General features: G+C 74.8%; 13 protein-coding genes. 4 read left to right on the top strand and 9 right to left on the bottom strand.

Annotated features, from left to right (window positions below):
• From VT52_RS05880 to VT52_RS05870, 3 genes are all read right to left on the bottom strand, one after another.
• A partial coding sequence (locus VT52_RS05880) for a type I polyketide synthase (RefSeq protein ID WP_079174860.1) occupies positions 1-3,106 on the bottom strand: 3,106 nt, incomplete at its 3' end.
• Between the two features lies 1 nt (position 3,107).
• Positions 3,108-9,995 carry a type I polyketide synthase gene (locus tag VT52_RS05875; RefSeq protein WP_046419894.1) on the bottom strand — a complete coding sequence of 2,296 codons (6,888 nt, stop codon included), beginning with the start codon at positions 9,993-9,995 and terminating at the stop codon, positions 3,108-3,110.
• A gap of 744 nt (positions 9,996-10,739) precedes the next feature.
• A complete protein-coding gene (locus VT52_RS05870) occupies positions 10,740-11,192 on the bottom strand; it encodes a DUF4442 domain-containing protein (protein WP_046419892.1) in 453 nt (150 codons plus the stop codon).
• A 140-nt stretch (positions 11,193-11,332) separates the two neighbouring features.
• Here VT52_RS05870 and VT52_RS05865 point away from each other — a divergent pair, with 140 nt between their 5' ends.
• Positions 11,333-12,406, top strand: coding sequence for a DUF8017 domain-containing protein (locus VT52_RS05865; protein WP_046419889.1), 1,074 nt, complete (start codon positions 11,333-11,335; stop codon positions 12,404-12,406).
• A 47-nt stretch (positions 12,407-12,453) separates the two neighbouring features.
• Here the strand turns inward: VT52_RS05865 and VT52_RS05860 are convergent, their stop codons facing one another.
• The 3 genes from VT52_RS05860 to VT52_RS05850 form a co-directional block, all read right to left on the bottom strand.
• Positions 12,454-13,299, bottom strand: coding sequence for a spermidine synthase (locus VT52_RS05860; RefSeq protein WP_046419887.1), 846 nt, complete (start codon positions 13,297-13,299; stop codon positions 12,454-12,456).
• 30 nt (positions 13,300-13,329) lie between these two features.
• Positions 13,330-14,508 (bottom strand): elongation factor Tu, encoded by a 1,179-nt coding sequence (gene tuf, locus VT52_RS05855; protein WP_046419885.1) that lies wholly within the window; start codon positions 14,506-14,508, stop codon positions 13,330-13,332.
• 343 nt (positions 14,509-14,851) lie between these two features.
• The gene (locus tag VT52_RS05850; protein ID WP_167377656.1) at positions 14,852-17,098 is read right to left on the bottom strand and encodes a DUF7507 domain-containing protein; all 2,247 of its coding nucleotides are present in this window, start codon (positions 17,096-17,098) and stop codon (positions 14,852-14,854) included.
• A gap of 188 nt (positions 17,099-17,286) precedes the next feature.
• On the opposite strand from VT52_RS05850, the gene VT52_RS05845 reads away from it, so the two are divergent.
• Positions 17,287-18,006, top strand: a complete 720-nt coding sequence (locus VT52_RS05845) for a TVP38/TMEM64 family protein (RefSeq protein ID WP_240509649.1) — start codon at positions 17,287-17,289, stop codon at positions 18,004-18,006.
• Between the two features lie 36 nt (positions 18,007-18,042).
• Here VT52_RS05845 and VT52_RS05840 read toward each other — a convergent pair whose 3' ends face one another.
• A complete protein-coding gene (locus VT52_RS05840) occupies positions 18,043-19,212 on the bottom strand; it encodes a thiolase family protein (RefSeq protein WP_046419880.1) in 1,170 nt (389 codons plus the stop codon).
• 174 nt (positions 19,213-19,386) lie between these two features.
• Between VT52_RS05840 and VT52_RS05835 the strand changes: the two genes are divergently transcribed.
• Positions 19,387-19,860: a winged helix-turn-helix transcriptional regulator gene (locus tag VT52_RS05835; RefSeq protein WP_046419878.1), complete on the top strand. Its 474-nt coding sequence runs from the start codon at positions 19,387-19,389 to the stop codon at positions 19,858-19,860.
• Positions 19,861-20,090: 230 nt separating this feature from the next.
• Complete coding sequence (locus VT52_RS05830; protein WP_046419877.1) at positions 20,091-20,270, top strand: hypothetical protein; 180 nt, start codon at positions 20,091-20,093, stop codon at positions 20,268-20,270.
• A gap of 8 nt (positions 20,271-20,278) precedes the next feature.
• On the opposite strand, the gene VT52_RS05825 is transcribed toward VT52_RS05830, so the two are convergent.
• Together VT52_RS05825 and VT52_RS05820 are read right to left on the bottom strand one after the other, a co-directional pair.
• Positions 20,279-20,890 (bottom strand): DUF4291 domain-containing protein, encoded by a 612-nt coding sequence (locus tag VT52_RS05825; RefSeq protein ID WP_420856260.1) that lies wholly within the window; start codon positions 20,888-20,890, stop codon positions 20,279-20,281.
• 53 nt (positions 20,891-20,943) lie between these two features.
• Entirely contained in the window at positions 20,944-21,591 is a 648-nt protein-coding gene (locus VT52_RS05820) for a hypothetical protein (RefSeq protein ID WP_167377655.1), read from the bottom strand.
• Positions 21,592-21,602 lie beyond the last annotated feature (11 nt).

Here is a 21,602-nt window from a genome sequence, read left to right as displayed (position 1 = left end):
CGGGTGCCGGGCGCGCGGGGGCGGGTGCCGCCGTGTGGGAGGCCCGCCGGGGCGGGAGCGGGGTACGGGGCCGTACCGCGGGCGCGTGACCCGCCGCCGCCATCACCTCGGCCGCCGTGTCCGCGGTGTCCCGCAGCAGGGCGGACAGTTCGGCGGCGACCGGGAAGCGGGCGGCGAGCCCGTCGAGCGCGGCTGCGCCCGGGGCGGCGGACGTGTCGGGGGCGGGTGCGCCCGAGGCGGCGGGGCGGGCCGGGGACGCCCCGCGCCCCAGCTCTCCCCTCAGCTCTTCGAGTACGGCACCGTCCAGCGACACCAGCGCGCCGCCGAGGTCGAGCCGGACGGGCGGCCGGCCGAGGCCCGCCGGGTTCACCAGGATCGCGGGCGCCGCCGAGGCCCGCCCCGGCGCCGCGCTCTCCGTCAGGGCGGGCGTCACCGTCGCCCCCGCCGTCCACAGCGCCGTCGCCACGCGCCGGAGTTGGGGCAGCCCGTCGTGGTGGGGCGAGCACGCGGGGACGGCGAGGTGATCGCGGTCCCCGAGGGTGTCGTCTATCAGGGAGGTCAGGCGGCCTGGGCCGGGCTGGACGAAGACGCGGTGCCCGGCGGCGTAGAGGGCCTCGGTCAGTTCGCGGAAGCGTACGGGTTCCAGCAGGTGCCGCACGAACAGCGCGCGCACCGCCGACTCGGCCGCCGGGAAGGGCCGCGCGGTGGTGCCGGACCACACCGCGACGGCCGGCGGGTGCAGCCGGAAGCGGTCGGCGGCCTCCTGGATGGGGGCGAGGTACGGTCCGAGCATCGGCGTGTGGAAGCCGGAGCGGAAGGGCAGCACCTGGCAGACGACGCCCTGCGCGCGGAAGGACCGTACGAGGTCCTCGACCGCCGAGTCCGGTCCGCAGACCATCGACTGGCGGGGCGCGTTGTCGTGCGAGAGCACGATCCCGGAGCCCGCCCAGGCATCGGCGAGCGCCGCCCGCACCTGTGCGGCGCCGGTACCGATCGCGGCGAAGGCGAGCCCGGGGACGGTCAGCGCGTCGGGGTCGAACTCGGCCATGAACCCGTCGACCTGGTCCGGGGAGTAGATCCCGGCGGCCGCCATGGCCGTCCACTCGCCGACGCTGTGCCCGGCGACCGCGTCCGGCACCACGCCCATCGCACGCAGCGCCCGGTCCAGCAGCCGGCCCACGCCGACGACGTCGAGTCCGTGCCGTCCGACGTCCTGCGCCCGGGTGCCGGCCCGCGCGCCCGCCCCGGTGTCCGCTCGCGCGTCACGTGGCGCGGGCAGGCCGAAGTGGGCGGCGACGTCGTCGGTGCGCGGCGGTGTGAACTCACCCTCCAGACCGGGGAAGACGAACGCCAGCCGGTCCCCAGGACCGCCCAGCAGCGGGGTGGGCCGCAGCCAGACGTCGCCGCGCCCCTGCCAGGCCCGGCCCTTCTCGGCCGCCCGGCGTGCGAGCGCGAGCCGCTTGGCGTTCGGCGCCACGATCCCGAGCCTGGCCGGGCCCGCCCCGGGATGCGCGCGGGCCGGATCGAGCCCGGCGGCCAGGACGTCCGGGTCGTCGGCGTCCAGGAGCGCGGCGAGGCGCTCGACGGAGTCGGCCGCGAGCAGGAGGACGCGCTCGGGTTCGGCGACACGGGCGGCCGGGGCGGCAACGGGCGGGTACTCGGGAGCCGCGGTGCGTCGGGCGGCCGGCGCCTCCTCCAGCACCACGTGGGCGTTGATCCCGCCAAAACCGAAGGCGTTGACGGCGGCCCGGCGGGCCGGCTCGTCGGGGTGCGGGTCCCAGGGACGGGCCCGTGCCAGGGTGCGGAAGCGGGTCGCGGCGAGGCCCGGATGGGGGTCGTCGCAGTGCAGGGTGGGCAGGAGGGTCGCGTGGTGGAGGGCGAGGGCGGCCTTGACCAGGCCCGCGATCCCGGCGGCCGGCATCGTGTGGCCGATCATGGACTTCACGGAGCCGAGGACCGGGCGCTCCTCGTCGGCGAGGCCCGAGCCGGGTCCGAACACCTCGGCGAGAGTGGCGAGTTCGGCGCCGTCGCCCGCGGGGGTGGCCGTGCCGTGGGCCTCCAGCAGGCCGACGGAGTGCGGCGCGGCGGGATCGAGTCCGGCGGCCCGCCAGGCCTGGCGCACGGCCCGGGACTGTCCGCCCGGGTCGGGGCTGACGAGGCCCGCCGTACGGCCGTCCCCGGCGACCCCGGTGCCCCGGATCACGGCGTAGACCCGGTCGCCGTCGCGCTCGGCGTCCGCGAGCCGTTTCAGTACGACGACCCCGGTGCCCTCGCCGATGAGGAGGCCGTCGGCGTCCCGGTGGAAGGGCCGGATGCGCTCGGTCGGGGACAGGGCGCGCAGCTGGGAGAAGACGCTCCACAGGGTGATGTCGTGGCAGTGGTGCACTCCCCCGGCGAGCATCATGTCGCAGCGTCCGGAGACGAGTTCGGTGACCGCCTGGTCGACGGCGACCAGCGAGGAGGCGCAGGCCGCGTCGACGGTGTAGGCGGGGCCGCGCAGATCGAGCCGGTTGGCGATGCGGGAGGCGGCGAGGTTGGGCACCAGGCCGATCGCGGACTCGGGGCGGTCCGGGCCGAGCCGCTCGGTGAACGCCGCCCGGACCCGGTCGAGCTGGGCCGGCGCCAGATCGGGTATCAACTCGCCCAGGGTGCGGACGAGTTGACCGGCCGTGCGGACACGCTGGTCCAGCCGGGCCAGACCGGGGGTGAGGTAGCCGCCCCGGCCCAGGATCACACCGATCCGGTCCCGGGCCGGAAGCCCGCGCTCGCCGCCGGCGTCGGCGAGGGCGGCGGCGGCCACGTCGAGGGCGATCAGCTGATCGGGCTCGGTCCCGGGAACGGCGGCGGGCATGATGCCGTAGCGGGTGACCTCCACCTCGGCCAGGCCGTCCACGAAGCCGCCGCGCCGGCAGTACACCTGGTCGGGGACGGCGGGCCCGGCGGCGGCCGCCGGACGGTGATGGTCGGCGTCCCAGCGGCCCGCGGGCACCTCGCCGATCGCGTCGACGCCGTTGCGCAGGTTGTGCCAGTACGCGTCGAGTCCGCGCGCGCCCGGCAGCAGTACCGCCATCCCGACGATGGCGACGGGGAGTCGGCTGCTCGTCATCTCACCAGCCCGACGCGGTGTAGACGACGGCGCGGGCCGCCGGGTCGCCCCAGGCCAGTTCCCGCAGCAGGGCCGCGGTGCCCTCCTCGGGGTCGATCATCTCCACCCCGCGGCGGGCGTACTCGCGGCCGAGCTCCGCCCCGACCATGCCGGTGTGGATGCCGGACGGCGCCCAGGGGCCCCAGTGCACGGTGAGCACGCGGTGCCCAGTGCGGGCCGCCCAGTCGGCGCCGAGCGTCTCGAGGGCGTCGTTGGCGGCGGCGTAGTCGCACTGGCCCCGGTTGCCGAGGACGGCGGCGACGCTGCCGAACAGCACGGTGAAGGCGGGCGCCCCGGGCAGATCGTCCAGGGCGGCGAACAGCGCCCCGGCCCCCGCCGTCTTCGTGCCGTACACCCGCCGGAAGGAGTCGGGGCTCTTCTCGGCGATCAGCCGGTCCTCGATCACCCCGGCCGCGAACACGACCCCGTCGAGCCGGCCGTGCTCGGCGTGGATCTCCTTGACCGTCCGGAGCACCGCGTCCCGGTCCCGGAAGTCCACCGCGCGGTAGCGGGCCGCGCTGCCCAGCGCCGTGAGCTCGTCGAGCGTCGCCGTGATCTCCCGCTGGGCCAGCAGCAGCCCGGCGGTCCGGTTGATCTCGGCGGGCTTCGGCGCGCCGGGCGCGGCCGCGAGTGCCGTCCGCAGTTCGACGGGGGTACGGGCGGCCGCGGTCGCCGGGGATTCGGGGGCGGTCGGGGCGGGGGTGCGGCCGAGCAGTTCGATCCGGCAGCCGCAGGCGGCGGCCAGCGTCGCCGCGAACCGGGCGGTGATGCCCCGGGCGCCGCCGACCAGCAGGACGACGGAGTCCCGGTCGAGCCCGAGCGCGGCGGCCTCCGCGCTACCGACCCCGGCGGGGCCCGCACCGGTGGCGCCGAGGGAGCCGAGGGGGACGGGCAGGAGGTCCAGGCCCCGGCGGGTTCCGTCGGCGGCGCGCAGGACGACGGGGAGCGGAGCCGGAATCCCGGCCCCCGCCTCCGTCGTGCCCTCCGGCTGCTCCCGCGGCGTCCATCGCGCCGGTGCGCACAGCTCCGCGAGCACCGCCTCGGCCACCGCCGCCGGGGCGCCGTCCTCGACGGCCACCACCCGCGCGACCACGTCCGGGTACTCCCGCCCGACGGTACGGAACAGCCCGTCGAGCCCGGCCGCCCGTACGGCACCCGCGCCCCGTGCGGCCCGCACGGCCAGCAGCCGGCCCGCGCCGCACGACAGCGCCGCCTTGACCACCGAGAACGCGTCCGGCAGCACTGGCTGGTCCGGGCCGGTCAGCGCGCCCAGATACACGACCGCGTCCACCGTCCCGTCGGCCGCCCCGAGGACATGGCCCGGGTCGGCCAGGACGATCTCCGCGCCCCGCGCGTCGAGCCGTGCCGCCACCCCGGCCGCCGCTCCCCCGCCGTCACCCAGCAGGAAGAACCGCTGCCCGGCGAGGACCGACGCGGCCTCCGGTCCGACGTCGGGCAGCTCGACCGCCCGCATCTCGAAGCGCCGGGGCGCCGCACCGGGCGGCGCGGCCGGCTCGGCGGGCCGCTCGGTCTCCGGGCCGGAGCCACCGGTCTCGGCGCCGCCCGCCACCCGAGCGGTCAGCCACGCCGTCACCGCCGCCGCCGTACGCGCCTTGGTCAGCTCCTCCAGCTCGGCGTCGTCCAGCAGCTCCGCGCCCTGGGCGATCCCCAGTCGCTTGGCCAGCTCGCCCGCGATCTCGGCCCGTTTGATGGAGTCGATGCTGAGATCCGCCTCCAGGTCGAGATCGGGCTCGATCATGTCGACGGGGTAGCCGGTGCGTTCACCGATGATCTCCAGCACGACCCGCGCCACGTCCGCACCGGGCGCGGCCGCCGGTTCCTCGCACGCCGCGGGAACGGCCGGCTCGGCACCCGTGGGAGCGGGTCCGGCGGCCGGCAGCGCCTGGGGAGCGGCGGGCGCGACGGACACGGGCGGACCCGGGGGAGCCGGCGCAGCCCCCGGCCCCCCGAAGTACGTCAGCAGCACATCCCGCTGCGCGGCGATCATCTCCCGTCCACCGCGCAGGAATTCGGTGATCAGCGCGTCCCGGTCGATGGGGGTGCCGCTCGGCTGGTCGGTGGTCACAGTCGTCTCCACGACGCGTCGGGCCGGTGCGAGGGCACCGGCGAGCAGGGCTCCGCCGGCGGTGCGGACCAGGTGTCCGTCGACCGTCCAGCCGGGTCGGGCGGGGGCGGGGGCGCGCAGCGCGTCCACGGCGTCGCGGCCCTGGAGGAGCCAGGCGGTGCGCACCGGGGCGCCCGCGACCGCGAGGAGGGCGAGGGCGTCGAGCCAGCCGGTCAGCCCGCCCTCGGGCCGGGGCTCGGGGGCGACCACCCGGTGCGGGCGGTCACCGAGGATCTGCCCGACGAGCCGGGTGAGGACCGCACCGGGGCCCGCCTCGACGAAGATCCGCGCGCCCGCCTCGTACATGGCCTCGATCTGCGCGGCGAACGCGACCGGCGCCCCGATCTGGGCGGCGAGTTCGGCGCGCACCCCGTCCGGGTCCCGCGGGTAGGGCGCCGCGGTGCGGTTGGCCCAGACGGGGAACTCGGGCGCGCGCACCGGCTCGTCCGCGAGGGCCGCGGCGAACCGCGCGCCCGCCCCGGCCACCAGCGGGCTGTGGAAGGCGCACGCCACGGGGATCCGCTTTGCGCCGAGTCCGGCCGCGCGCAGCAGCCGTACGGCGGTGTCGAGGTCCTCGGTGGGTCCGGAAACGACCGTCTGTTCGGGGGAGTTGAGGTTGGCTATGACGACGGACTCCGGCGCCCCCGCGTCGCGCAGGGCGTCGCGGACCTCCTCGGCGGGTGCGCCCACAGCCGCCATCGAGCCGGGTTCGTCACCCGCCGCCGCGAGGATCGCGGCGGCCCGCTCGGTGCTGAGCCGGGGCAGGGTGTCCGGGTCGAGGGCGCCGGCCGCGGCGAGGGCGACCAGTTCGCCGTAGCTGTGTCCGGCGGCCAGGTCCGGCTGGACGCCCGCCGCGGCGAGGAAGGCGTGGGCGGCCAGGCCCGTCGCGCCCAGGGCGGGCTGGGCGGCCCTGGTGTCGGTCAGGGCGGCCCGGCGGCGCTCGCGCGCCGTGTCGTCGAAGGCGGCCGGCGGATAGACGACATCGGCCTGCTCAGGACGCAGATGGTCCCGCAGCTCCGGCAGGGCGACGAGGAGTCCGGCCAGCATGCCGGTGCGCTGGCTGCCCTGTCCGGGGAAGAGGAAGGCGACCTTGCCGTCCGCCGGGTCCGAGCGGCGGACCTGTGCGTCGCCCTCCCCTTCGAGGACCCCCCGCAGCCGCTCGATGAGCTGGTCCGTGTCCGAGGCCACGAAGGCCGCCTGGACCGGCTCCCGCGAGGTGTCGGCGCGGTGGGCCGCGGCGAGGGCGAGGTCGCGCAGCCGCCAGGGCCGCCCGTCCGCCTCGGCGGCCGCGAGGAGTTCCGCCATCTGCCGGTGCGCGGCCCCCTCGTCCCGGCCGCGGAACAGGAACAGCTCGGCGGGCCACTCGTCCAGGGTCTGGCGGGGCGGCGCCGCGTCCCCGTGCGCGGCCAGCACGGCATGGAAGTTGGTGCCGCCGAAGCCGAACGCGCTGATCCCGGCGAAGCGTTCGTGCGCGGGCCTGGCCCAGGGCCGGGCGTCGGCGTGGAAGACGAAGGGGCTGTCGTCCTCGGTCCAGGCCGGGTTGGGGCGCCCCATGTGCAGGGTGGGCGGTGTGATCCCGGTGTAGAGGGCGAGGGTGGTCTTGATCAGTCCGGCGAGTCCGGCGGCGCACTTGGTGTGCCCGATCTGGGACTTGACCGAGCCGAGCGCGCAGCCGCCGGTGGGGGCGCCCGCCTCGGCGAACACCTCGCCGAGGACGGTGAGTTCGGTGCGGTCGCCGACCACGGTGCCGGTGCCGTGCGCCTCCAGGAGGCCCACCTGCGCGGGCGAGACACCCGCGTTGCGGTACGCCCGCTCCAGCGCGGCCCGCTGGCCCTCGGGGCCGGGCGCCGTCAGGCCGAGGCGGCGGCCGTCGCTGGCGGAGCCGAGGCCCTTGACCACGCCGTAGATCCGGTCGCCGTCGCGTTCGGCGTCCGCGAGCCGCTTGAGCACCACGCAGGCCACGCCCTCGCCGAGCGCGATGCCGTCGGCCTCCGCGTCGAAGGCGCGGGAACGGCCGGTCGGGGAGAGGGCGTGGACGGAGGAGAACAGGACGTAGTCGTTGATGCCGTTGTGCAGGTCGGCGCCGCCGCACAGCACCACGTCGCTGGTGCCGCAGACGAGTTCCTTGCAGGCCACGTCGAGCGCGGCGAGGGAGGAGGCGCAGGCCGCGTCGACGGTGAAGTTGGCGCCGCCGAGGTCGAGACGGTTGGCGATGCGGCCGGAGATGACGTTGGCGAGCATGCCGGGGAAGGAGTCCTCGGTCAGCCGGGGCAGTTGGCCGTCGAGTCCGTCGGGGACCCCGCCGTAGTACGACGGGAGCACGGCCCGCAGGGTCACGGCGTTGGACAGGTCGCTGCCCGCTTCCGCGCCGAACACCACGGCGGTGCGCGAGCGGTCGAACTCCCGTCCCCGCTCGCCGTATCCGGCGTCCTCCAGGGCCCGGCGGGCCGCCTCCAGGGACAGCAGCTGCACGGGCTCGATGCTGCCGAGGGAGGTGGGCGGGATGCCGTAGCGCAGCGGGTCGAACGGGATGCGGGGCAGGAACCCGCCCCATCGCGAGGCGGTGTGCCCGGCGGCGTGGTGCACGTCCGGGTCCCAGCGGTCGGCGGGAACCTCGGTCACCGCGTCGCGTCCGGCGACGGTGTTCGCCCAGAAGGCGGCAAGGTCGGCGGCCTGGGGGAACATGCAGGACATGCCGACGATCGCGACATCGAGCGGGGCGGGCGACGCCGGCTCCGGCTCGGGGGCCGGGAGCCGGCCTCGGGCGGCGAGGAGGTCGGCCGCGCCGTCGGTCACCGAGCGGTGCAGGGCCGCCATGGTCGTCGTCGCCGAGCGCAGTACGGCGACCTCCCCTGCCATGAACATCCCCTCGGTGAGCTGCCGTTGCTCGTCGACCTCCCGCAGCTCGCCGCCGTCCGCGCGCTCCACGCCCTTGCTGGCGATGCGCAGCCGCCCCACGTTGAGGCGTTCCAGCGTCTGCCACACCTCGCGGTCGGGCAGCCCCCGGGCGCGCAGGTCCTCCTCACGGTCCCGGTAGTCGCCGGTGAACGGGCTGGGCACGCACCGGGTCGCATGGCCGGGCGCGGTCTCCAGCAGGGCGGTCGCGGTGGCGTCGCGGACCTGCTCCTGGAAGAGCGGCCGGATGGCGCCGTGGGCGACGGCCTCCTCGGTGAACAGGTAGGCGGTGCCCATCAGGACCCCGATCGCGGCGCCCCGCGCGGTGAGCGGCGCGGCGAGCGCGGCGACCATCGCGGCGGACCGCTCGTCGTGGACGCCGCCCGCGAAGAACACCTCGACCCGGGCCGCCGCCTCGGGCCCGGCGCCGGTCAGGAAGTCCTCCAGGACGCCGAGTTGGGCCTCCCACAGCGGGAACGACGCCCTGGGCCCGACATGCCCCCCGCACTCCGACCCCTCGAAGACGAACCTGCGCGCGCCGGCCTGGAGGAACTGCCGCAGCAGCCCCGGCGAGGGCACGTGCAGGAAGGTCCGGACCCCGGCCCGCTCCAGCGCCTCGGCCTGCGCGGGCCGCCCGCCCGCGATGATCGCGTGCGTGGGCCGCAGCTGTCGTACGACCTCCAGCTGGGCGTTCCTGATCTCCTCGGGCGCGAAGCCGAGCACGCCCACGCCCCAGGGCCGGCCGTCCAGCACGGCCCGCGCCTCGGTCAGCATCGCCCGGGTCCGCGCGCCGTCGGCCAGCGCCAGCGCGAGGAAGGGCAGCGCTCCCTCCCCGGCGACGACGGCGGCGAACCCGGCCCGGTCGCTGACCCGCGTCATCGGTCCCTGCGCCACCGGCAGCCGGGTGCCGAGCGCCCGGCTCATCGCCGACCCGGGCCGCAGCGCCCGACCGGAGTCCGGCTCCGACCGCGGCCGCATCGCCGCGGTCATCGCCCGCACCACGCCCCGCACATCGCCGAAGCGCTCGGCGAACCGGGCGGCGAGGAAGCCGTCCTGGCCGACGGGGAGGAGCCGGCGGGACGGGTCGCGCGCGCCGAGCAGGGCGGCGACCGCCGAGGGGTCGTCGGCGGGGAGCGGCGGCGCGTCGGGGCCGCGGCGGCGCAGCACCCGGTGCCCGCCGATCACCACCGTCTCCGCGCCGTCCAGGGACCGCAGCACCGCCCGGACCGTCTCGGGCAGCCGGGACTCGGGCAGCAGGGAGAGCTGGCTGTCGAGGACGACACCGGCGGCGCCGCCCGCCATGGCGGCGGCCGCCGTACGCGGCCCGACACCACCGCAGGCCCATACCGGAGTGCCGGCCGGCTCCGTTTCGGCGAGCAGTTGCTGAAGCAGCACGAAGGTGCTCAGCTCACCGGTCCGGCCGCCGCTCTCGGAGCCCCGGGCGATCAGCCCATGGGCACCGGCCCGGACCGCGGCCCGAGCCTGGGTGAGATCGGTGACCTCGGCCAACACCTTTCGACGAGGGGCCAGTTCGGCGATGGTCCAGGGCGTGTCCGCGGCCGCGAGGTCCGCCGCGAGGACGACGAGGCCGGGGCCTTCGGGCAGATCCGCCGGGGTGAGGGCGCACCGGGCGGTCACCCGGACGCCGTAGGGGCCCGGCGCCGTTCTTCTGAGCCGGGACAGCTCCTGCCGGCATCTTCGGTCGCCGTCACCGAGATCGAGGACGCCGAGCGCGCCGGCGCCGGTGGCGGCCGCGGCGAGGCCCGCGTCGGGTTCTCCGAACGGGGTGAGGCAGAGGATCAGATCATGGGCGCGCACAGGGGAGGTCATGAGACTCCGACACAATCGGCGAAAGGCACGGTGGGGGGTTGTGCGGCGGAACTCGTCGGTGCGAGGGCACCGGAAACTAGCGAGGGGCTACTCACGGGTCAACAACGACGGCCTCCGCGCGCCCGCCGTGGCCCTGATCCGGCCAGACCGCCGAATTCGCCGCAAGCAGCGATAAATCAGCCCTTCCGGGTCATCGATGCGGGCGCCCGCTCACCCGAGCCCACGCGCCACATCGCCACAAGCCGGTCGAAGCGCGCACCCGCTTCACCGTTCACTCACCCGGCCGCAACACGCCGCGACACCGGGACCGTGTCTGTAAATTCCGCATGACCTTCGGCCCCTGGCGGGGATGCGCACGGACGGGAAAGCGCCAGAAGACCTGAAACGACCCCGGCGCCGGACGGCGCGGAGGGCCCCCGGCCCCCGTAGCCCCCGCCGCCGAACCTGCCGGGGATACGCGGGGCCGGCGCTCTACGGCGCCCGGCCCGAGGCGCTCCGTCCGGAAGTCGTGGACGCCCCGACAGGGCCGCGACGGTGACGGTGACGGCGACAGGAAGGAGCGGCAGGACGGTGGCACCCGTGGCGACGAGCGCGGGTCCGCGTCGAAGCCGCCGCACGGCGGGCTCCCGGGAGCCGGCGGGCCCGCGCTCCGGGACTCCCGTCGGCCTCCGGCCGGCCCGGCGCACGAGGAAGGGGCCCCCGACGCACGGAGGCCCCTTCCCGTCCGGTCCGCTCCCGGACCCCTCAGCCGTTCGGCCGCAGGGTCCACACCACCGTCATCTCGCCGGTCACGGCGCCGTCCTCGCGCTCGATGGCGATGGCGACCGGGAACTCCGGCCGCCCGCCCGCGTCCAGCTCGGCGATGACCTCGGCCGCCGGACGGCCCAGCGTCGCCGTGGCCGTCACCGGCCCCATGGCGAGCTTCCTGTAGCCGATCTCGGCCCGGACCGCGAGCGGCACGGCGCGCGAGAGCTGGTCACCGAAGGCCGTGAGCACGATGGCGCCGCTGGCGGACTCGGCCAGCGTGAACATGGCGCCGGCGTGGGGGCCGCCGATGTGGTTGTGGTAGTCCGGCTGGTCCGGGAGCCGCAGCACGGCGCGCTCCGCGGTCACCTCGACGAACTCCAGGTTCAGGGTCCGCACCATCGGGACCGCGGTGGCAAGCATCTCGCCCATCGAGGCGCTGTCAACAGTCATGACCGGGATGTTACCGGCGAGTAGACGGTGCTGACCAGCGTGGTCCGCACGCGCGCGCCATGCCCTTCGCACCGCTTCGCCACAGCCCTGACGAGGTCCCGTGACCGAACCGTGCCGCCGTCGCACTAGTGTTGTCGGCCATGTGGCCAGATCAGCAGCCGCCCGGGGGCGCGCAGAACCCGCAGCAGAACCCGTACCAGCAGCCGGGTTACCAGCAGCCGAATCCGTACCAGCAGCCCGGGTACCAGCAGTACCCGCAGGGGGGCCAGCACCCCGGCGCCGGCCAGCAGCCGGGGCCGGGCCAGTACCCGCAGGCCCCCGGCCCGTACGGGCAGCAGCAGCCGCAGTGGGGGCAGCAGCAGCCCACGGTGCCGATCCAGCAGTCCCCGCAGGGCGGCGGCGGCAACGGCGGCGGCAACCGCACGAAGCTGATCGCGATCGTCGCGGCCGCGGCCGTGGTCGTCGCCGCGTGTGTGACCGGTGCCCTGGTCCTCGGCGGTTCCAAGGACGACAAGGCGGACGGCAAGAACACGCACACCAGCCAGTCGCCGACCGGGGCGTCGTCCAGCCCCGCCTCGACCGACAATCCGCGGGCCGCGGAGAGCGAGAAGCCGACCGTGCCGGGCTGGAAGGTCGTGGTGAACCCCAAGTGGGGCATAGCCTACGACGTGCCCTCGGACTGGCAGGCCCAGGCGCCCGACATGGAGGTGGGCTTCGAGGACCAGAAGTCCACCGACGGCAAGCCGCTGATCGTGATGTCGGGCACGGCCGAGGACCAGCCCAAGTGGTGCACGTCCGACGACAACAAGGACGGCCGCACCGACGACACCCCGCTCGCGGTCGTCGGCAGCAAGGGTGCCAGCGGCGCGAAGAACACCGACCAGATCGCCGTCAACACGCCGGCCTGGTGGGTCTACGGCGGCTACACCCAGCCGGACAAGAAGAGCGTCACCTTCGACAAGAAGGCGACCCCCTTCACCACCACGTCCGGCATCAAGGGCAGTTACGCCTGGGCGAGGTCGAGCGGCACCCCGCAGAAGGGCAAGTGCGCGAGCGACGGCAAGGCCCTCACCTTCGGCTTCCAGAACTCGGCGCACGACTACGTGTCGTTCAACTTCTACGGCGCCAAGGGCGTGCAGGGCGAGGTCCCGCAGGCCACGATCATGAAGATCCTCGGCTCGGTCCGGCTGCACGGCACTCCCACCTCGGACTGACGCGGGAGGCCGGGTGCGCGGCGCGGACCTGCCCGCGCGCCCGGCGTTCAGCCGACGCCGAACGACCCGCCCGGCGGAACCGGCGACGGCACCGCGTCGGCGTCCTCGACCGCTCGCGCGTCGCCGATGAACTCCCGCATGGCGGCGCCGTGCTCGACCCGGGCGGGGAAGGCGTCCGCCGCCACCCGGCGGGCCAGCACGGCGACGTCCGGCCGCCGGTGCGAGGCGATGAGCACCGCGTTGCCGAACCGCCGCCCACGCAGCACCCCCGGCTCGGCGACCAGCGCCAGCTCCTCGAAGACCGTCGCGAACGTGGCCAGTTGGGAGCGCAGGAAGGCGAACGGCGCCGCGTCCGCGAGGTTGGCGAGATAGGTCCCGCCGGGCCGCAGCACCCGCTCGGCCTCCCGGGCGTAGCCGAGGGTGGTGAGATGGGCCGGGACCCGGGAGCCGCCGAACACGTCCGCGATCAGCACGTCCGCCGCGTCGTCCGGCGCGGTCCGCAGCCAGGCGCGGGCGTCCGCGGCGTGCACCGTGACCCCCGCGCCCTTCGGCAGCGGCAGATATTCGGCGACCAGGTCCAGCAGCCCCCGGTCGGCCTCCACGACCTCCTGCCGCGAACCGGGCCGGGTCGCCGCGACGTACCGGGGCAGGGTCAGCGCTCCCCCGCCCAGGTGCAGCACGTCCAGCGCCCGGCCCTCGGGGGCCACGGTGTCCAGTACGTGCCCGAGCCGGCGCGCGTACTCGAACTCCAGGTGCGTCGGCTCGTCCAGGTCGACGTACGACTGCGGCGCCCCGTCGACCGTAAGCAGCCAGGCCCGTTCCCGGTCCACATCGGGCATGAGCTTGGCGACGCCGTGGTCGGTGGTGCGGAGTACGGGTATCTGCTCGGTCACGTGTTCATTGTGGCGCGCCCCGGAGGAGCGCTACGAACCGACGGACACCACCGTGCCCGCGCCGACCGTCCGCCCGCCCTCGCGGACGGCGAAGCCGAGCCCCGGCTCCAGCGGCACCTCGCGCCCCAGCTCGACGGTCATCTCCACCGTCTCCCCGGGCCGGGCCACGGCCACCGCGCCGAGGTCGACGTCCCCGACCACGTCCGCGGTACGGATGTAGAACTGCGGCCGGTAGCCCGTCGCGATCGGTGTCGTACGGCCGCCCTCGCGCCCCGACAGCACGTAGACCCGGGCCCTGAACCGGCGCGCCGGCACCACGCTGCCCGGCGCCGCCACCACGTGGCCGCGCCGCACCGCGTCCCGGGGCACGCCCCGCAGCAGCACGGCCACGTTGTCCCCGGCCTGCGCCTGCCGCATCGGCTTGCCGAAGGTCTCCAGGCCGGTGACGACGGTCTCGACACCGTCCGCGCCGAGCACCGCGACCCGGTCCCCGGGCACGAGCGTGCCGCGCTCCACGGCACCGGTGACGACCGTGCCCCGCCCGGTGATGGTGAGCACGTTCTCGACCGGCATCAGGAACGGCGCGTCGAGATAACGCTCGGGCGTCGGCACATAGGTGTCCACCGCGTCGAGCAGCGCCTCGACGGACGCCGTCCAGCGCGGGTCGCCCGCGAGCGCCCGCAGCCCCGAGACGCGCACGACGGGCACCGCGTCGCCCGCGTAGCCCTGCGCGGTGAGCAGGTCGCGGACCTCCAGCTCGACCAGGTCGATCAGCTCCTCGTCGGCCGCGCCGTCCGCCTTGTTGAGGGCGACGACGATGTGGTCGACGCCGACCTGCCGGGCGAGCAGGACGTGCTCCGCGGTCTGCGGCATGATCCCGTCGAGCGCGGAGACGACGAGGATCGCCCCGTCGAGCTGGGCGGCGCCGGTGACCATGTTCTTCACGTAGTCGGCGTGACCGGGCATGTCCACATGGGCGTAGTGGCGGGTGTCGGTCTCGTACTCGACGTGGGCGATGTTGATGGTGATGCCGCGCGCGGCCTCCTCGGGGGCGCGGTCGATGCGGTCGAAGGGCACGAAGGTGCCGGCGCCGCGCTCCGCGAGGACCTTGGTGATGGCGGCGGTCAGGGTGGTCTTGCCGTGGTCGACATGACCCATGGTGCCGATGTTCAGGTGCGGCTTGGTGCGCACGTAGGCCGTTTTGGACATGGCTGTACCTCGAAGCCTTCGCTGTCGTACGGAAGTGGGGACCCCGCCGGATGGCCGACCCTCCCCCTGCGGGGTCCGCCGGACGATCCGGGGAGGGTCAGCTTCGGGCGCCGTCGACAGCGGCCGCGAGCGTGGGAACGGCAGCCTTCGGCGCATCCGCGACCGCGGATGCTGCGAGGTGGAAGGCGTACCGGAACATGACGTCGATCATCGCCGACGGGAGGTCGGGCGTCGAATGGTTTTCCGCCGGTGCACCGGCGCCGCGCGGGTGCGGTGACCCGTGCGCACACGACCGGCGCCGCCCCTGGACGGGGCGGCGCCGGTCGTGCGTGCGCGGGGTGCGTCAGGCGCCGCCGCGGCGGCCCCGCCTGTCGCAGCCGCCCCTGTCGTCCGGCTTGCCGTACTCCGGCTTCGGCGGGCACTCGGGCTCGGCCCGGACGGTGACCGTGGCCGAGGCGGGCTCGCTGACGATCTCCCTGCCCTGCGGGTCCGTGGCGCCGGCCTGGGCGATGTTGGTGATCCGGCACTCGACGGTGCCGTCGCCGCCGCCGCGGGTGCCGCCCTCCAGGCAGACGTCGATGTCGGCCTGGGTGATCTGGTACGAACCGTGGCAGGTGGTGCCCGCACCCGGCGCCAGCGTGGTGTCGTCGCAGGTCACCGTGGCGACCCGGTCGTCCGCGACATGCACGTCGTGCAGCTGGGTGGCGCCGGTGTTGGTCACGGTGTACGCGTACCGCACCGTGGACCCGACCTGGAACGGGCCGCCGGAGACGACCTGCTTGCGCAGCGTGAGGTGGGGCTGCCCGACGGGGATGGTCTGGTACGTCTCCGGCGAGGTGACGGTCTCCCCGTTCGCGGTACCGGTCGCCGTGGCGGTGTTGGTGACGGAACCGGCCGTGCCGTCGGCCGCGGTGACGGTGTAGGTGCCGGTGCAGGTGGTGCTGTCACCGGTCTCCTCCGCGGGGGCGAGCGTCGTGGACTCGCAGGTGATGTCCCGCACGTGGTCGTCGTGCACCGCGATGTCGGTCAGCTCCGCACCGCCGGTGTTGCGGACGGTGTAGCGGTAGGTGACCGTCTGCCCGACCGAGTACGGGCCGGGCGTCTCCACCTGCTTCTCGACCTCGATGCCCGGCACCCGCTCGATCGGCACGCTCTGCGAGGACGGCGGCGAGGTGACCGTCTCCCCGTCGGAAGTGCCGGTCGCGGTGGCCGTGTTGTCGATCGAGCCGTGCGCGGCGTCGGCGGCCGTGACCGTGTACGTGGCCGTACAGGTGACCGTCTCACCGGGCGCGAGGCTGGTCACGGGGCAGGAGACCGGGCCGGTCTTCGGGTCGTCGACGGCCAGGTCGCCGATGGTCGTACCGCCCGAGTTGGTGACCACGAAGTCGTACGGAACCTGCGAGCCGACCGTCAGATCGCCGGGCAGTGGCTGCCTGACCTGCTTCACGAGGTTCAGCCGCGGCAGCGGCCGCTCGCTGCGGACGACCACGTTGCGAATGAGGTGCGTGTCCGTGAACAGGCCGGTGGAACCAGCGAATCCGAACTTGTAGGTCGGCGGCACGGGGGTCGGCGCGGCCGTCCTGAGCACCTGCTGGAAGCCGTTGCCGTCGTTGAAGTCGACGGACACGGTGACCTGCGGGTCGGGTGCCGGGGTGATCACCACGTGCACCCGGCGGCGCGAGGGCTCGAGATCCTGCTCGGCCTGGACGGGGTCGCTCGACACCTCGGTGGTCGGCCCCTGGAGCTGTCCGGGAAGGGTCGACGGCCACGGCCCGGTGGTCGAGAAGTTGCTCGTCGTGGCGGTGCGGAAGCAGTAGCCGTCGATGCCGTCGCCGGGACCGCGCAGCGTGACCATGTTGGCCCCGGGGGCGGGCACGCGGAAGCTCGTGCCTGCGGGCGAGCGCTGGTCGGGCGGGCAGCCGTTGCCGCGGTGCTCCCAGTCACCGAAGTAGTTCCCGAGGACGTCGAGCCCGACGCCCAGGTAGCCGCGGTCCACGCCGGGCTGGAACTCGGCGCTCGGGTCGTCGTCAGGCAGCTTCTGCGCGTAGCCGAGGCTGCCGCCGAAGGCGCCGGGGTGGGTCAGCTGCGTGTCGCCGTTGACCAGGAAGAACGAGATGCCGTCGGCCGGGGCGATGTTGCCCGTGGTGGTGCCGTACTGCCACTGGTCGAAGGTGACGTCGAGTCCCTCGCCCGCGGGCAGCGCGTGGTTGTAGAGGACGGCGCCCGACTGATCGGTCGAGGAGTCCGTCAGCCGCAGGTATCCGTGCGGGGCCGCGTTGTTGGGCGGCACCGGGCCGACGCCCTCCGTGCAGCCGCCGAGCGGGTGGTCGCCCGGTCCCGGCGGGGCGCCGACCTGGGGCGCGCCGGTGAGACAGGCCGATCCGACCCCGGTGAAGTCGGGCGCCGTCGCCTGGGTGAACGTCTCGTCGAGCAGGGGGGATCCGCCCTGGCGCGGCTGCGGCCGCGCGAAGGCTCCGGTGGCCGGTGCCAGTGAGCCGCCCACGCCGCAGGCGAGGGCCAGTGCCGCGGCGGCGAGCCTGGGGGCCCGTACGGGTCCGCCGAACGGCGACGAGCATTGTTTTCGCTTCATGCGCAGCATACGTAGCAGTCACGCTCCGTGAGCGTCCGCTGCCGGGCCACGTGTCCCCGTCCAGCACCCGGTCAGCCGCACCGGTTCACGCCGGTCCGGTCCACACCGGTCCGGTCCACACAGATCCGGGGCCGTTCGGGACGCCCTCTATCATCGGCCTCGGCCGTCGATGTCTCCCAGGGGGTCACGTGCTCGATGCCACCACCGTCCCCGCGCCGCCCGTGCCCCGCGCGGGGTTCACCACCCGCTGCACCCGCGCGCTGCTGTCGCCGTGGGCGCGGCTGTCGCTGCTGCTGGCGCTGCTGGCGGCCGCGGGGGCGCTGGTGCTGCTGTTCGATCCGCAGCGCCTGCTGACCCAGGGCTGGCCGCCGCGGGCGGGCGGGCTCGTGGCGGCGCTGGCGTTCGGCGCGGGGTACGGGCTGTGCACGGTGGCGTTCGTGCCCCGGCCCCTGCTGAATCTGGCGGCGGGCGCGCTGTTCGGCTCCGGGCTGGGCCTCGGGACCGCGCTCGCCGGCACGGTGCTCGGAGCGGGTCTGGCCTTCGGGCTCGGGCGGCTGCTCGGGCAGGACGCGCTGCGCCCGTTGCTGCGCGGCCGCTGGCTGCGGGCGGCGGACGGGCAGCTGAGCCGGCACGGGTTCCGTTCCATGCTGGCCGCGCGGCTCTTCCCGGGAGTGCCGTTCTGGGCGGCGAACTACTGCGCCGCGGTCTCCCGGATGAGCTGGCTGCCGTTCCTGCTGGCGACGGCGCTCGGGTCGGTCCCGAACACCGCCGCCTACGCGATCGCGGGCGCCCGTGCCTCGGCGCCGACGTCGCCCGCGTTCCTGTTCGCGATGGCCGGCATCGCCGTACCGGCGCTGGCGGGCACGGTGGTGGCGTGGCGGCAGCGGCACCGGTTGCGCGGGCGGTGACCGGGGCCCGGCGACCGGGGGTGCGCCGGCCTCGGCTCAGACGCTCTCCAGAATCATCGCGTTGGCGAGGCCGCCCGCCTCGCACATCGTCTGCAGGCCGTAGCGGGCGCCCCGTTCGCGCATCGCGTGCACCAGGGTGGTGGTCAGCCGGGTACCGCTGGCTCCGAGCGGGTGGCCGAGGGCGATGGCACCGCCCTTCACGTTGACCTTGTCCAGGTCGGCGCCGGTCTCCTGCCGCCAGGCGAGCACGACGCTGGCGAACGCCTCGTTGACCTCGAACAGGTCGATGTCGCCGAGGGAGAGGCCGGCTCGGGCGAGCACCTTCTCGGTGGCCGGGACGACCCCGGTGAGCATCAGCAGCGGGTCGGAGCCGGTGACCGCGAAGCTGTGCAGCCGGGCGAGCGGGCGCAGACCGAGCCGGGCGGCGGTCTCGCCGGAGGTGATCAGGACGGCGGAGGCGCCGTCGTTGAGCGGGCTGGTGTTGCCCGCGGTGATGTTCCACTCGATCTGCGGGAAGCGCTCGGCGAAGTTCGGGTCGCGGTAGGCGGGCCTGAGGCCGGCGAGGATCTCCGGGGTGCTGTCGGGCCGTACGCACTCGTCGCGGGTGACGCCCTCCAGGGGCGCGGTCTCGGCGTCGAACAGCCCGGCCTCCCAGGCCGCGGCGGCCTTGCGGTGCGAGGAGACCGCGAAGGCGTCCATCTCCGCGCGGGTCAGCGACCACTTGGCGGAGATCAGTTCGGCGCTGATGCCCTGCGGCAGCAGGCCCTCGGGGTAGCGGGCGGCGACGCCGGGCCCGAAGGGGTCCTTGCCGGCGGGCACGTTGGACCACATCGGCACGCGGCTCATCGACTCCACACCGCAGGCGACGACCATGTCGTAGGCTCCGGCGATCACGCCCTGGGCGGCGAAGTGCACGGCCTGCTGGGAGGAGCCGCACTGGCGGTCCACCGTGGTGGCCGGGACCGTGTCGGGCAGTCCGGCGGCGAGCACGGCGTACCGGGTGGTGTTCATGGCCTGCTCGCCGACCTGGTCGACGGTGCCGCCGATCACGTCGTCGATCAGCGCCGGGTCGATGCCGGAGCGCTCGACCAGGGACTTCAGCGTGTGGGCGAGCAGCTGGACGGGGTGGACCTGCGCGAGGGCGCCGGTGGGCTTGCCCTTGCCGATCGGGGTGCGTACGGCCTCGACGATCACTGCGTCTCGCATGGTGCGGCCTCCTGCGGCGGAGCGGGTTCGTTCACGAGCGTGATTACCAGTGAGTAGGAAATCCGGACTCACCATAACCCTGTGAGTTGGAAAATCAAACCCACCTCCATGCACCGACGAACCCGCACCGTCCCGAAAGGTTGGAAAACCAAACTCTCAACTAAGCTGAGCCGCATGGCCGCACCGAAGGACCCGCGCCCCTGCTCCATCGCCGACACCCTCGCGGTGGTGGGAGAGAAGTACTCCCTGCTCGTCCTGCGGGAGGTGTGCCTGGGCAACGGCCGCTTCGACCAGCTGGTGCGCAACATCGGCGCGCCGCGCGACATCCTGGCCGCCAGGCTGCGCCGGCTCGTGGAGGCCGGCGTCCTGACCAAGCGCGCCTACAGCGAGCACCCCCAGCGCTTCGACTACCGGCCGACCGCGGCGGGCCTGGAGCTGGAGCCGGTGCTGATGGCGCTCAAGGAGTGGGGCGACCGCCACCTGCGCCACAACACCGACCTGCCGATGGCCATGGAGCACAGCTGCGGCCACGAACTGGTCCCGGTGGTCACCTGCCGCGCCTGCGGCTCCCCCGTCCATCACGACGACCTGACGGCCCACCCGCAGACGCCGGGCTGGACCGTGAGGGGACCTGCGGCGACCTCCTGAACTTCCCCGCCGAACAGGGAAGTCGACCGCCCCGCCAGCGGTCCCACAGGGTGTCCCGAACCCCCGTTTCGGCCATCTCCCGGACACCGGCCGGCGTCAACACAGCCAGGCATATGCCACCTGAACTGGGCCGACCACGGGGCGCGACCGGGGTGCCGGTGACCAACCACATACGTTCTGCGTAGCGGTGCGGTAGCGCAGTGTCAGCCCGTGCCCCTAGGCTGTTCCGCATGTCCCCCCATTTCCCGCCCCCTGGTTCCGCACGGTCTGCCGCCGAGGTGAACGAGCAGATCCGGGCGCTGTGGCTGCGCACGGGCGGCTACCTCTCGGCCCAGGAACGCACGGAGTACGAGCTGCTGGTCGTGGAGTGGGCCAAGGCGATCCGCGAGGAGATCATCGAGGCGGCCTGACCCGAGCACTACCCTCTCAGGTGGGCGAGCACGTCTTCCCCCACCGGATACGCCCGCTCCTCGGGCAGCAACGCCCCGGCCCGCTCCCGCTGCCCGGCCCGCACCGACGCGTGCACCTCCCTGGCGAGCGGCGTCACGTCCTCGATGCCGACGACCCACTCATCGGCGTACCGCCGCGAAGCCTCTCCGGCGAGCCCGAGTTGCAACGAGCGGTACGGCAGCGCGTTGTGATGGAGATCCCGCTCCGGATCCCACTGCACCCGCGCCGGCGCCCGCCCCAACTCCCGCTTCCAGGAAGCCCGGTCCGTGTGCACCCCGGACACGTAGTGCGACAGGCAGGCATGCCGCAACGCCCACTCGAAGCCCGCCCGGTCGATCTCGACCGCGAGCACGGTCTCCTGCCCCTCCTTGGTGCCCCAGCCGCAGCGGTACATCATCCAGAGGAACGACGGCTTGATCCAGGTCATCCGGTCCCGCTTCCACTCCGCCGGAAATCGGCCGGTCCGGGCGGCGGCCAGGCCGATGGCGGGGCGGTACGCCTGGTAGACGGTGATCGTGGTGTCCGTGTAGCGGGCGCGGACGCGGAACTTCGGTTCGGCGGCGAGGGATTGATCGTTCACGGTTGACAGGTTGGGCGACCGGGCCCGGCCGTGCCACCGGTTTTCCCGTCACGTCAGTACCAGCGGACCAGGCCGGCCGCGCCCCGGCCGGTGCGGGCGGCGTACCGCAGGACGCGGAGCGGGCCGTCGAGGAGTTCGCCGGCGTCGTGGCCGGGGGCGTCGCCCAGGCCGGTCAGCCAGGCGTGGACGCGGTCGGCCGCGTCGCGCCGCCGGGCTCCGGTGAGGGCGAGGACCTCCTCGGCCGCGGGCAGCCGCGCGCGGACCTGGCCGGCGTCGAACAGGAACTCCCCGAACCGGCCCGGGAACCGCAGCGTCGCCTCGGGGCCGAGCGCGTAGGCCAGGGCGGAGAACGGGCCCGCCTTGCGGGCCACGGCCGCGAACAGGCTCTCGCCGAACTCCTGCGGGAACTGGTCCATCACCGTGTCCCGCAGAGACTCCGCCGCTTCGGACGCGTCGTAGCAGGTGTCGAGGAACGCGCTCAGCCGGAAGGCGTCGTCGCCGGCGTCCCAGCCACCGGGCCAGGTCCTGGAGGCGGTGAACATCGGGTGCCGGGCCCTGCTCCGCCACCAGGCCAGCTCGGCGGACGCGGGGTGGTGCGGGGTCAGCGGTGCGGGCGGTGGTTCCGGAACCGCCGCCCGCTGCAGGTCCCGTACCGTCTGGTCGGGCAACGCGCCGACGACCCACACACCCATGACACTCAACCCGGCCTCCC

The sequence above is a fragment of the Streptomyces malaysiense genome (assembly GCF_000980885.2).
GTDB classification, from domain to species: domain Bacteria; phylum Actinomycetota; class Actinomycetes; order Streptomycetales; family Streptomycetaceae; genus Streptomyces; species Streptomyces malaysiense.
Note: the sequence above shows the minus strand (reverse complement) of the source record. Positions and strands in the feature narration are given on the sequence as shown.

Bases quoted from the DNA above. Each gene is read 5' to 3' on its own strand.
- VT52_RS05875 (WP_046419894.1), bottom strand. From the start codon at position 9,995: ATGACCTCCCCTGTGCGCGCCCATGATCTGATCCTCTGCCTCACCCCG.
- VT52_RS05870 (WP_046419892.1), bottom strand. From the start codon at position 11,192: ATGACTGTTGACAGCGCCTCGATGGGCGAGATGCTTGCCACCGCGGTC.
- VT52_RS05865 (WP_046419889.1), top strand. From the start codon at position 11,333: ATGTGGCCAGATCAGCAGCCGCCCGGGGGCGCGCAGAACCCGCAGCAG.
- tuf (WP_046419885.1), bottom strand. From the start codon at position 14,508: ATGTCCAAAACGGCCTACGTGCGCACCAAGCCGCACCTGAACATCGGC.
- VT52_RS05850 (WP_167377656.1), bottom strand. From the start codon at position 17,098: ATGAAGCGAAAACAATGCTCGTCGCCGTTCGGCGGACCCGTACGGGCC.
- VT52_RS05840 (WP_046419880.1), bottom strand. From the start codon at position 19,212: ATGCGAGACGCAGTGATCGTCGAGGCCGTACGCACCCCGATCGGCAAG.
- VT52_RS05835 (WP_046419878.1), top strand. From the start codon at position 19,387: ATGGCCGCACCGAAGGACCCGCGCCCCTGCTCCATCGCCGACACCCTC.
- VT52_RS05830 (WP_046419877.1), top strand. From the start codon at position 20,091: ATGTCCCCCCATTTCCCGCCCCCTGGTTCCGCACGGTCTGCCGCCGAG.